General features: G+C 68.1%; 11 protein-coding genes. 4 read left to right on the top strand and 7 right to left on the bottom strand.

What is annotated here, in order from left to right; all coding sequences use genetic code 11:
- Position 1: 1 nt before the first annotated feature.
- From BFL28_RS10055 to cpaB, 6 genes are read right to left on the bottom strand one after another with little or no spacing between them, the layout of a single operon-like run.
- Complete coding sequence (locus tag BFL28_RS10055; protein WP_069320432.1) at positions 2–907, bottom strand: type II secretion system F family protein; 906 nt, start codon at positions 905–907, stop codon at positions 2–4.
- A complete protein-coding gene (locus tag BFL28_RS10060) occupies positions 907–1833 on the bottom strand; it encodes a type II secretion system F family protein (protein ID WP_131818629.1) in 927 nt (308 codons plus the stop codon). The genes BFL28_RS10055 and BFL28_RS10060 overlap by 1 nt, the downstream gene beginning before the upstream one ends.
- Positions 1830–3158, bottom strand: coding sequence for a TadA family conjugal transfer-associated ATPase (locus BFL28_RS10065; protein WP_069320574.1), 1329 nt, complete (start codon positions 3156–3158; stop codon positions 1830–1832). The genes BFL28_RS10060 and BFL28_RS10065 overlap by 4 nt, the downstream gene beginning before the upstream one ends.
- A complete protein-coding gene (locus BFL28_RS10070; protein WP_069320433.1) occupies positions 3155–4324 on the bottom strand; it encodes a hypothetical protein in 1170 nt (389 codons plus the stop codon). The genes BFL28_RS10065 and BFL28_RS10070 overlap by 4 nt, the downstream gene beginning before the upstream one ends.
- A 14-nt stretch (positions 4325–4338) precedes the next feature.
- Positions 4339–5667, bottom strand: a complete 1329-nt coding sequence (locus tag BFL28_RS10075) for a type II and III secretion system protein family protein (protein WP_069320434.1) — start codon at positions 5665–5667, stop codon at positions 4339–4341.
- Positions 5667–6548: a Flp pilus assembly protein CpaB gene (cpaB, locus tag BFL28_RS10080; RefSeq protein ID WP_173655722.1), complete on the bottom strand. Its 882-nt coding sequence runs from the start codon at positions 6546–6548 to the stop codon at positions 5667–5669. Before cpaB ends, BFL28_RS10075 begins: the two co-directional genes overlap by 1 nt.
- A gap of 405 nt (positions 6549–6953) precedes the next feature.
- Between cpaB and BFL28_RS10085 the strand changes: the two genes are divergently transcribed.
- From BFL28_RS10085 to BFL28_RS20155, 4 genes are read left to right on the top strand one after another with little or no spacing between them, the layout of a single operon-like run.
- On the top strand, positions 6954–7604 hold the full coding sequence (locus BFL28_RS10085) for a response regulator transcription factor (RefSeq protein WP_241527287.1): 651 nt from the start codon (positions 6954–6956) through the stop codon (positions 7602–7604).
- Positions 7605–7644: 40 nt separating this feature from the next.
- Positions 7645–7971, top strand: coding sequence for a hypothetical protein (locus BFL28_RS10090; protein WP_069320436.1), 327 nt, complete (start codon positions 7645–7647; stop codon positions 7969–7971).
- Positions 7972–8030: 59 nt separating this feature from the next.
- Positions 8031–9812: a copper resistance system multicopper oxidase gene (locus tag BFL28_RS10095; RefSeq protein ID WP_069320437.1), complete on the top strand. Its 1782-nt coding sequence runs from the start codon at positions 8031–8033 to the stop codon at positions 9810–9812.
- Complete coding sequence (locus BFL28_RS20155) at positions 9809–10948, top strand: copper resistance protein B (RefSeq protein ID WP_079247056.1); 1140 nt, start codon at positions 9809–9811, stop codon at positions 10946–10948. The genes BFL28_RS10095 and BFL28_RS20155 overlap by 4 nt, the downstream gene beginning before the upstream one ends.
- 113 nt (positions 10949–11061) lie before the next feature.
- Here BFL28_RS20155 and miaB read toward each other — a convergent pair whose 3' ends face one another.
- Positions 11062–12408, bottom strand: a complete 1347-nt coding sequence (gene miaB, locus BFL28_RS10105; protein ID WP_079247057.1) for a tRNA (N6-isopentenyl adenosine(37)-C2)-methylthiotransferase MiaB — start codon at positions 12406–12408, stop codon at positions 11062–11064.
- Positions 12409–12454: the final 46 nt, after the last annotated feature.

Consider the following 12454-nt stretch of genomic DNA (forward strand, 5'->3'; position numbering starts at 1 on the left):
CTCATTTGCTGCTGCTGATCTTCTTGATGGTGGTGCCCAGCGTCGACACGGCTGGCCCAGCCAGCACGATCATCAGCGCCGGCATCAGCAGCACCAGCATTGCGATCGTCATCTGGGTCGTCTTGCGGCCGATCGCTTCGCGCGCGACGAACACGCGCCGCTCGGCGAATTCGCGCGCGAACTCGCGCAGCGTCGGGGCAAGCTCGGTGCCTTGCGCCAGCGACTGGCGCAGCACGCTCGCCAGTTCGCGCGCGCCGTCCACGCTCAGCCGGTCGGACCAGCGGCCGAGCGCCAGGTCATAGGGCATGCCGCGCGCGATATCCTCGACCAGCGCCTGGGTGGCGATCCGGGTGAGCGGCGCGGCGCGCCCTTCGCTCGCGGCAAAGCTGCGGAAACACTGGTCCACGCTCGCGCCGCTCTCGACCATCATCACCATGATATCGAGCGTGAAGGGCAGTTCGGCGCGGATTTGCCGCGCCCGCCGCGCGCTGCGCATGTGCAGCACCAGCCGGGTGAGCAGGAACACCGCCGCCGACACGGCGACCGGCAGGGCGACACGCAACGCGCCCGGCAGGCCGGTGAGCGACAGCAGCCAGTACAGCGCCACCCCGCTCCCCAGCGTCGCGCCCAGTCGCGCCAGCCCGAACATCAGCACGCCGTTCTTCGAAACATAGCCTGCCGCGCCCAGCTGCCGATCGATCTCGGCGCGCGCTTCGCCCCCACCCGCCAGCAGCGTCGCAAGCGCAGACCGATCCCGCTCCGTCGCGGGCTCGGCCGGTTGCGTCAGCGCATCGAGCCGCGCGCCAAGCCGCCGCTCGCCCGCAAGCTGCATCGTGCCGCGCGTCAGCAGTCCGGCGCACAACAGCCCGGCCAGCGCCATCAGCGCGAATTCCGCCACGCCCCACATCAGAATTGCAGCCGCATGAGGCGACGCATGACCAGCACGCCGACGGTCTGGAAGCCGAGCCCGACGAGTAACAGCCGCCGCCCGCCTGCGGTCTCCCACATATAGCGCATATAGTCATAGTTGATTGCCGAGATGAGCAGGAAGGCGAGCGGCGGCAGGCCGCACAGCACCGCGGCGGACAGTCGCGTCTCCGCACTCGCCGCCTTCAACTCGCGTATCACCCGCGCCCGGTCGCGCAGCAATGTCGCGAGCGCCACCAGCATCGGCGCGATACTGCCGCCAGTCCGCTGGTTGGTGCGTACCGCCGCGACGACCATGTGCAGTTCGGTCAGGTCGATCCGCTCGGCGACCGCATCCAGCGCATCGCTCACCGACGCGCCGTTGGCGATGCGGCGCACGGCCGGATCGAGGTAGCGGCGCACCGCCACGCCCGCGTCGTTCGTCGCTTTTGTCAGCGCCTGCTGAAACGAGTTGCCGACCAGCAACAGCTGGCGGATCGCCTCGAGATAATGCGGCAGCAGGTCGATGAACTGACCGATGCGGCGATCAGCCAGATGCTTGATCCACAACAACGGCAGTGCCCCGCCGGCAAGCAGCGCCAGCACGAGGCCCAGCACGCCCGCCAGCCATGTCGCCACCATGACGGCGAGCAACAGCGTCACGCCATAGCCGTTCAGGAAACGCGCCGCGATCGTCACGTCCGCCCGCGCCAGGTTGCGCTTCAGGAAAGCCGGAACCCGTGCTTCGATCCATGCAAGCCAGGGCAAGTCGGACCGCGCCACTGCCACCGCGCTCGGGCGCAGCGCGCTCAGCCGGGTGTCCAGCACCAGCGCCGCCGCCGCTCGCTCGCGCAACATCCGCTGCGCCGCCACCGCCACGGTCAGCATCAGCGCCAGCCCGCTCAGCAGAAACGCCAGGGTCATCATGCCGCCCACCCCTGCGCCACGCTCACCGGCCGCTTGAGCCGATCGGCGAAGAACGGCCGGTTCGACAACTGCTCGAACCCGCCCTCCCCCGACATCGGCGAGACCGGCACGAAGCGATAAAGCTGGTTGAGCACGAAGGTGTCGCCCTCAAGCCCCATCACCTCGGCAATGGAATGGATGCGCCGCCGCCCATCGCCCATGCGCTGAATGTGCACGATCAGCTCGATGCTGCTCGCAATGTAGCGGCGCAGCGTCTTAAGGTCGGTCTGCAGGCCGCCGAAATTCAGCAGCATCTCGATCCGCGAGAGCGCCTCCCGGTCGCTGTTGGCGTGGACGGTCGCCATCGACCCGGCATGGCCGGTGCTCATCGCCTGAAGCATCTCGACCGCCTCGGTCCCGCGCACCTCGCCCAGGATGATGCGATCCGGCCGCATGCGCAGTGCGTTGCGGAGCAGGTCGCGCGCCGGCACCTCGCGCGCGCCATCCAGCGTCGGCGGCCGCGTCTCCAGCCGCACGACATGGCTCTGGCGCAGGCGCAGTTCGGCCGCGTCCTCGATCGTGATCAGCCGCTCGCGCTCGCCGATATAGCCGGACAGGGTGTTGAGCAGCGTCGTCTTGCCCGATCCGGTGCCGCCACAGATCAGGATGTTCAACCGCGATTCCACCGCATTTGCCAGGAACGCCAGCATCGCATCGTCCATCGCGCCGGTGCGGACATATTCCTGCCCCGTCATCGGCTCGGGCTTGAACTTGCGGATCGACAGCATCGGGCCGTCCAGCGCGATCGGCGGCACGATCACATTGACGCGCGATCCATCGGCCAGCCGCGCGTCGACGAACGGCGAGGCTTCGTCCACGCGCCGGCCGATGGCGCTGACGATGCGCTGGATGATGGTCATCAGATGCGCATCGTCGCGGAAGCGCGCGGGCGCGATCTCCAGCTGCCCGGCGCGCTCGACGAACACATGCCGCGCGCCATTGACGATGATATCGTCGATGCTAGGGTCGGCGAGCAGCGGGTCGAGCGGCCCGAGCCCCGTGATCTCGTGATAGATATCGTCGGCCAGCCACACCCGCTCGGCCGAGTTGAGCGCCAGGCCTTCCCGAAGGGCTTGCCGCTGGATGCCCTCCTCGATCGTCGTGCGCACGGCGCGCGCGGAGCTGGCGTCCGCCGCGATGTTGCGCAGGTCGAGCAGTTCGAGCACCTGAGCAAAGATCGTGAACTTGGTCGCCTGATAGGCGTCGCTCAGGCCGAACGCCGCCGCGGCATCGGGCAGCGTGCCGATCGAACTCGGGGCGGTCCAGGCAGAGGAAAGCATGGTCATGCCGATTTCCTGCGAAATGCGCCGATCAGGCTGCGCGGCCGCGCCGGCTCGACGCAGACGGGAACGCCCGCCGCCGCCGCGATCGTCTGGCTCCATGGCGCCCGCGGCTTGGCCAGCACATAGGGGCGGCCGATGTTGAAGCCGTTGATCAGCTCGTCGCGCGCATCGGGCAACGCGATCATCTGATCGAGGCCGAGCGCATCGCACATCTTCTGCGGCGACAATTCGATCCGCGGGCTGAACTGGTCGACCACCAGCTGCACGCGCTCGCTGGCATCGAAGCGGGACGGCAGCGCGTCGAGCAACGCCTTGGCGTGGCGCAACGCCGTCACGGTCTGCGGCACCACCAGATGTACGCGCGTCGCCCAATCGGACAGTACGTCCAGCACGCCGGGCTCACGCAGGCTACCGGCATTCAGCACCAGGTTGCGGAACAGCGGGCGGATCGTGCGCAGCGCCGCCAGCAGCCCTTCGTGCGAGATGCCGAGCTGGTCGCTTGCCCGTATCGCCAGCGGTAGGACGCTGAGGCTCGATGGCGCGTGATGGGCGATGGCGGAGAGCAGCAGCGTGCGGTCCATCCGGCCGATGTCGCGCGCGGCATCGGCCAGCGAATAGGAGATACCGATGTCAAGCGCCGCGCCGGCATCGCTCGCCGGCAACTGGCAATCGACATACAGCGCCTCCTTGGTGCGGCTCGCGAGCAGCACGGCAAGGTTGAGCGCGAACAGCCCGCCGCCGCCGCCCGCCTGCGCGTTCAGCACGACTGAAAAGCCGCATGCCTCCCCCGGCCTGCACGGGTCGGTATCCGCCAGCCGCCGCTCGATCTGCGCGCGCAGATTGGCGATCGGCTCTTCGCGATCGATCACGTCGTTCGACCCCGCGCGCACCGCGGTCAGCACGTCGGCAGCATTGCCCGCGTTGCCGATCGTCACCACCGGCACGTCCCCGGCCGATGCCGCCACGCTGGCGATGATCTGCGGCAGCATCGCCAGCGTCTCGGGCCCGGCGGCATCGACCAGCACCAGCACCGGCTTCAACATCGCCAGTTCCGGCGCGAACTTGCTCGGCAGCATCGGCAGCACGCTGACCCCCGCCAGATCGGCGGCGGCGGCACGCACGCGGCCCATCAGGAACTGATCATGGGCAAGCAGGGCGACCCGGTGCATGTCGACGGCTCCGGTCAGCGGCTGAGGCCAAAGGACGCGGCGCGCTTTTCCGCGCTGCCCGGATTGACGATGCCGCGCGACAGCTTCGGTGCGCCCGGCGGCGGCGGCACGATCGCGCGCACTGCGGCCTCGGTCATCGGGTTCACCAGCCGCGGCGTCGCGACGATGATGAGCTCCAGCTTCTCGCGGCTATCCTGCGTGCGCTTGAACAGCGTCCCCAGAACGGGAATGTCGCCGAACAGCGGCACCTTGCCATCCTGCAGGTTGCTGCTGGCATAGCTCAGGCCCGCGATGACGAAGCTTTCGCCGTCCCCCAGTTCGACCGTCGTGTTCGCCGAGCGCCGGCGAAAGCCGGGGATGCGGAAGCCCTGCAGGCTTACGCCATTGGCATAGTCCAGTTCGCTGACCTCGGGCGCCAGCTTCAGCGCGATGCGCCCATTGCTCAGCACATAGGGTTCGACGCTCAGCCGCACGCCATATTGGCGATATTCGACCGTGATGACCCCGCCATTGCCACCGGCCTGCGGCACCGGCACGGGCACGTCACCCCCGGCCAGGAACTCGGCTTGCTCGCCCGACCGGGCCAGCAGCGTCGGTTGCGCCAGCACCTGGCTGAGACCCGTGTCCGACAGCGCGCTGATCACGCTCAACAGCCCGTTGCCACGGCTGGCGAGGAACAGGTTGAACGCGTTCTGCAACGGCGCGGCGCCATCGATCTGCAGCCCGTTGCGGTTGAACTCAAAGCCATTGAGGCCGTTGGGCGCGACCAGCGCGCTCTGAAACCCGCCGGCCAGCTTCGAGAAGTTGAAGCCAAGCGACTTGAGCGTCGTGTCCGACACCGCGACAAAGCGCACGTCGACGGCGACCATCTGGTTGCCGGCGATCTGCAACTGGTCTGCCAGCTTGTCGCCGGCCAGTGCCCGCGCGGCCGAGACGATCCGATTATGGGTCGCCACATCGCCGACCTGCCCCATGAGGATATACTGGCCGCCCTTGCGCTCGACCATGACATTCTCGGCGCCACGTTCCTCACCCAGGCGGCGGCGGAACTCGGCGGCCTCTATCGTGCCGGCCTCGACCACCTCAATGACATGGCTGCTGCGCCCGGCGCTGCTCACCAGCGTCACCGTCGCACGGCCGGGCCTTACGCCCTGGACCTGCAATCGGCGACTGCCCTGCAATTGCGCATCGATCACGCCGGGCACGTCGACGATGACCTGGCGGATTGCGCCGCGCGCCGACAGGGTGCGGCTCGCGCCGACCTCGACTTCCTGGCTCTGGGCCAGGGCCGGGGCAGCGGCGACACAGGCCGACATAGCGACCGAGGTAAGAAGCGGGCGCATCAGCGGCCTCCCGAATAGATGATCTGGCGTTCGCCGCCGACGATCAGTTCGACCGGCCGGGGCTGCGCGGCCGGCTGGCGGCGCGGCGCGGGGGAATAGGCTTGCGGCGCGCCCGTGATCGCCTCACGCGGCGCCTCGCCATTGCGCAGGCCGGTCAGCGTGGTGCGGCCCGGCGGCACGATCGCCTCGTCCCGCGGATTGCGCAGCACCAGGAAGAAACGCCCGATCTTCCGTGCGAGCGTCAGCTGGCCCACTTGCTCGGGCGCCATCGCCAGCGTCAGCGATCGCTTCTGCTGCGCGGCCTTCGCCGCGGCATCGGCGTCCTTCGCCTTGGGATCGGCCTCGCTCAGCGTCGGGCCAACGGTCAGCACCTTGATGTTCTGGAGCAGCGTGTGCGATTCGCTGCGATCCACGCCACTCGTCCCGCCCAGTGCTTCGCTCGGCAGCACGATTTCGATGTCGACCGTGTCGCCGGGACGCAGGAAGCCGCCGACCGCAATCTCGTCGGTCGTGTCGATGCTGATCACGCGCTGGCCCACCGGCACCAGCATGGCAAGCCCGGCGGCGGACGGATCGGACGAGACCAGCGAACTGAGGATCAGCTGCTGTGGCTGGATATCGACGGTCGCGATGCGCCCGATCGCCTGGGCGGGCGTCACGATCGAATGCGCCGGCGGCGCGCCGAACACCAGCGTCGCCTTGAGGTCGCTGGCCTTGATCAGCTGGCCGCGTTCGATCGGCTTGGCGGCGGTGACCAGCCGCGACAGCTTCATCTCGGGCTGGGCGACGGCGCCCTGCGGCACCATCGCACGATTGTTGAACCGCACGATGCCGATGGTGATCAGTCCCAGCCCCAGGACCGTTCCGAGCGCGATCAACATCATTCCGCTCGGTCGGCCGTTGACCAATATGCGCATGCCTCCCCCCAGTTCAGATCCGTCTGTCGGCGCCTATTTCGATCCGTTTCGGACCGATCACTCGCGCTGTTCTTCGATGTGTTCGTGGGGTTCGATCTGCTGCCGGCGCGCTTACCATTGTGTGCAGCTATCGCGGCGGCGGCGGCGCGGCCGATACGGTGGTTTTACGCGATCAAGGCGGCACTTCGCGGCGCGGTACGGCGTCGACCGCGGCACGGACCTTCAGGCAAACCGCGCATTTCAGCGGCGCAGGCGCATCCGCCGGATCTTGCGGATGATTAACCCGGATTGGACCGGTCGACGCGCCAACATGCCGAAGTTTTTCTGTACCTTACAGCAGGTTAGCTCGCTCACTGCGAAGAGGCAGGTTTGAAACACGCGCCCATCCGGCCGCCGCGCACGGCCGTCCATATCGTCGACGACGATGCCGCAATGCGCCGCGCGCTGTGGTACATGCTCGAAACCGCCGGATATGCGCCGCGAGTGTTCGCCGAAAGTCAGGATTATCTCGACGAGCTCGATTATCTCCCCATCGCACCACTGGTTGCGGATCTCTGGATCCCGGGCATGGATGGGCTGGCGCTGCTTGACACGGTGAAGTGCCGCCGCCCGGCCACGCCGGTCATCCTGATGACGGGCGGCGGAGATGTCGCCTGCGCCGTGCGCGCGATGAAGGGCGGCGCGTTCGATTTCCTGCAAAAGCCGCTGGAACAGGCGACGCTGCTCGCCATCGTGGCCGCCGCCGCCGTACAGCTGCGCGACGACGCACAGCGCGACCAAAGCATGATCGAGGCGATCCGGCGGGTAGAGGCGCTCAGCACGCGCGAGCGCGAGGTGCTGGCCTGCCTCGCCGCGGGCAAGCCGAACAAGATCATCGCCTTCGATCTCGGCCTCAGCATCCGCACGATCGAGATGCACCGCGTGCGGATGATGCGCCGCCTGGGCGTGCGCGGCCTGCCTGAGGCATTGCGCATCGCACACCTTGCCGGCCTCGACAGTGCGCCCTGCCCGACCGGCTGACCGCCTTGCGGCGCGCACTCGCCACGCCTAGACTTGCGTGATGTTGCGCCGCTGGCTCTTCACCCTGGCAGTCGTCTGCGGACTGCTGTTGGCCCCGCTGGCGATGGCCGGCGAGCGCGTCGCCGACGCGGGCACCGTGGCCGCCAGCCATTGCGCCGACATGCCCGACAGCTCGGCAGCCGATCGTGACCACCCGGCGCCGGCCAAGCAGTTCCGCTGCATGGGCGCGTGTTTCGGCGTGGAGGTCGGCATTGCCCGCCTGCCCGATCGCGTCGCGCACCGCCGCGCAGCGCTGGCCTTGCCCATCATGCCAGCGCTTGCCGGCATCCTGATCGATCACGAACCGCCGCCACCTCGCCCGGCCTGAGCGATCCGCTGTGCGGCCCGTCGCGGCCGCCGATCTGATCCGATCTCAGGAACGAACCGATGACCACCACCATCAAACGCCGCGGCGTGCTGCGCGCCGGCGCGCTTGGCCTGTCCGGCCTGGCGCTTCCTTATCCCGCCTGGGCACAGACCGGCTCGCCCGGCCTGCGCCCGACTTCTCCCCCGCTGTCGGGCGAGGATATCCGCCTGCGCATCGCGCACGGCATGTTCGACGTCGGCGGCCGCACCGGCCATGCCATCATGCTCAACGGTGTCCTCCCCGCCCCGCTGATCCGCCTGCGCGAGGGGCAGAACGTCCGCCTGCATGTTGAGAATGCGCTGGACGAGGACAGCTCGATCCACTGGCACGGTCTCATCCTTCCCTTCCACATGGACGGGGTGCCCGGCATCAGCTTCCCCGGCATCAAGCCGCGCTCGACCTTCACCTACGAGTTCCCGGTGAAACAGGCCGGCACCTATTGGTATCACTCGCATTCCGGCCTGCAGGAGCAGATGGGCCATTACGGCCCGATCGTGATCGATCCCGCCGGCGCGGAGCCTGCACCTTATGATCGCGAACATGTGATCGTGCTGTCCGACTGGACCTTCCGCCACCCACATGAAGTGATCGCCAAGCTGAAGGCGCGCGGTGGCTATTTCAACCGCAACCGTCAGACTGCGACCAGCGGCAGCATGTCCGCCGCTGACCGCGCGATGTGGGGCCGGATGCGCATGGACCCCAGCGACATCGCCGACGTGACCGCTTCGACCTACACCTATCTCGTCAACGGCCACGGCCCGGCCGAGAACTGGACTGGGCTGTTCACGCCCGGCGAGCGAGTTCGCCTCCGCATCATCAACGCCTCGGCGATGACGATCTTCAACCTTCGCATTCCCGACCTGCCAATGACCGTCGTGCAGGCCGACGGCATGGACGTGAAGCCGGTCGAAACCGACGAGCTGCAGATCTCGGTCGCGGAAACCTATGACGTGATCGTCGCTCCGGCCGACCGGGCCTATACACTGGTCGCCGAATCGATCGACCGGTCAGGCCTCACGCGCGCCACCCTCGCCCCGCGGCTCGGCATGACCGCGCCCGTGCCGGCGCTGCGCGAACGCCCGACGCTCGGCATGAAGGACATGGGCATGGGCGGCCCAGGCTCCGGCCATGCGCAGCATGGTGGGACAGCCGCCGGAGGAATGGACGGCATGGACCATTGCACCGCCGAGCACGCGGCGATGGGCCATTGCGCGCCCGGCGCGTCGATGAAGATGGACCACAGCATGCGCGACAAGTCGCTCGTTCCGCCCAGCGTGAAAGTCGGCGTCGGCGTGGATATGATCGCGCCCATGCCGGTCGATCGCACCGGCGATCGCCCACTGGGGCTGGAACAAGTGCCGCACCGCGTGCTTACCTATCATCAACTCGCCCCGCTGGTGCCCTTTCCAGACAAGCGCCCACCCGCCCGCAGCATCGACATCCACCTCACCGGCAACATGGAGAAGTTCATGTGGTCGTTCGACGGGAAGAAGATGAACGAGGGGGCCGAGCCGATTCGCCTCGCGCTCGACGAACGCGTGCGGATCAACCTCATCAACAATTCGATGATGAACCACCCGATCCACATTCACGGGCACTTCTTCGAGCTGGTCACGGGGCAGGCGCACGGTCACCCGATCAAGCACACCGTCAACGTGATGCCGGGCGGCAAGGCAAGCTTCGACCTCACCGCCGATGCGCCCGGCGACTGGGCGTTCCACTGCCACCTGCTCTATCACATGCACGCCGGCATGATGAACGTGGTCAAGATCCGTCCGCTGGCGGATGGAGGCGCGCAATGAGCCTGCTCGCCGCGCTCCTCCTCACCGCCGTCCAGTGCACACCGGAACATGCCGCCATGGGCCATTGCAAGATGACGCCGGCCGCAAAGCCGAAGCCGGTCGCCAGGCAAAAGCCCAAGCCGGTCGCCAACCCGCGCCCACGACCTGCGGCCGCCGCTCGTGAAAAGCCGCATCCCGCCGTAACGCCCAGGCAGCAACCCTCAGCTGGGCCGGTCTGCACGCCCGAGCACGCGGCAATGGGCCATTGCCAGCTTCCGCAGCAGCCGGCGGCGCCCGCGCCGTCGTCGCCGGCGCCCCCGCTACCGACGCCGCCGGCTACGGACCCCTGCACGCCGGAACATGCGGCGATGGGGCATTGCCGGCCCGCCGCCGCAACGCCCGCCGCGCCGCCCAGTTCAGCCCCGCCGCCAGCCGCACGCAGCGGACCGGACCATGCCGCCGATGCGATCTGGGGCGCCGACGCGATGGCTCCGGCGCGCCGCGCAGTCCATGCCGAGCATGGCGGCTTCACCGACAACCGTATCCTGCTCGACCGGCTCGAATATCGCGCCGCAAAGGGTCGCGACGGCTATGCGGTGGAGGGCGAGGCATGGTTCGGGGGCGACTATGATCGGCTCTGGCTCAAGTTCGCAGCCGACGGCACGTTTGGCGAGCCGCTCGAATCCGCCGAGCTTCAAGCGCTCTACAGCCGCGCGATCAACCCGTGGTTCAACCTTCAGGGCGGCGTCCGCCACGACTTCGGCCACGGCCCGGACCGTACGCAGCTCGCGCTCGGCATCCAGGGGCTCGCGCCCTATTGGTTCGAGATCGATGCCGCCGCCTTCCTCTCCACAAAGGGTGAGCTGACCGCGCGGGTCGAGGCCGAATACGACCAGCGCATAACCAACCAGTTGATCCTGCAACCGCGCGTCGAGCTCGGCCTGTCGGCGCAGGACATCACCGAGCTGCGCGTAGGTGCCGGGCTGACGGAAGTGGAAGCGGGATTACGCCTGCGCTACGAATTCGTGCCGGAGTTCGCGCCCTATCTCGGCGTCGAATGGGAGCGTTCGGTCGGACGAACCGCCGACCATGCGCGAGCCGCTGGCGAGCGGACGGGCGGCTGGTCGTTCGTCGCGGGCGTACGGGCCTGGTTCTAGCCGATCGCCATACCCGTCCCACCGGTGCGGCGGCAGGCCCCTTCCCTCTCCCGCCGGGAGAGGGAGGGAGGCGCGAAGCGCCGGAAGGGTGAGGGCGACCAGCGTTCAGCCCCTCAGGCTGCCGCCTTCACCCGCTCCACCCCGGCCAGGGAATTGGGATCGGCCCGCACGATCTCGACCTCGACCAGATCGCCGATCCGGGCGTCGGTCATCAGATGCACCGATTGCAGCCAGGGCGATTTGCCCAGCATCTGACCCGGCAGCTTGCCCTGCCGCTCGATCAGCACGCTGCAGGTCCTGCCCAGCGTCGCCGCGTTGAACGCTGCCTGATCGCGGTTCAATGCCGACTGCAACCGCTGCAACCGCTCGTCCATCACATCCGCCGGCACCTGCCCCGCCATGTCCGCTGCCGGAGTCCCGGGCCGCGGCGAATATTTGAAGCTGAAACACTGCGCATAGCCGACCGCGTCGACCAGGCTCAGCGTATCCTCGAACTCCGCATCGGTCTCGCCTGGGAAGCCGACGATGAAGTCGCCCGACAGCGCGATGTCCGGCCGCGCCGCGCGCACCCGGTCCAACAGGCGAAGGTATGAATCGCGATCATGCGACCGGTTCATCGCCTTCAGCACCCGGTCGTTGCCCGCCTGCACCGGCAGATGCAGGAACGGCATCAGCTTCTCGACCTCCGCGTGGGCGCGGATCAGGCCTTCGCGCATGTCGTTGGGATGGCTCGTCGTGTAACGGATGCGCGCCAGCCCCTTGATCCGGTCGAGCGCGGCGATCAGCCCGTGCAGGCCAGTGCCGGCCTCATCGTCCCACGCGTTGACGTTCTGGCCCAGCAGCGTGATTTCGCGCGCGCCGGCATCGACCAGCGCCTTGGCCTCATCGACGATCGCCGCGAACGGCCGACTGACTTCGGCGCCTCGGGTATAGGGCACCACGCAATAGGTGCAGAACTTGTCGCACCCTTCCTGCACGGTCAGGAATGCCGACGGCCCGGTCTTGCGCCGCGCGGGCAGCGCGCCGAATTTGGCGATCGCCGGCATGTCGGTGTCCAGCGCCGATCCCCGCGCGGCTGCCTCGCGCACCAGGTCGGGCAGGTTGTGATAGGCTTGCGGTCCCACCACCACGTCCACCTTGGCGCGATGCACGATCTCCTCGCCCTCGGCCTGCGCGACGCAGCCGGCGACCGCGATCATCGGTGCAGCGCGATCCTTCAGCCGCGCGCCCTTCCGCAACCGGCCAATGTCCGAATAGACCTTCTCGGTCGCCTTTTCGCGGATGTGACAGGTGTTGAGCACGACCAGATCGGCACTGTCGGCGTCCGCAGCGGCGGTCATGCCCTGTGCCGTCATCAGCTCGGCCATGCGCTCGCCGTCATAAACGTTCATCTGGCAGCCGAACGACTTGACGTGGAACGTCTTGGGATCGGCCTTGGGGGTCTTGGTCGGAGCGTTCATCGCGCGGGCCTATAGCCGATCCCCGCCCCACCGTCATCCGGCGAAA

This window comes from Sphingomonas turrisvirgatae (assembly GCF_001721295.1).
Lineage (GTDB): Bacteria > Pseudomonadota > Alphaproteobacteria > Sphingomonadales > Sphingomonadaceae > Sphingomonas > Sphingomonas turrisvirgatae.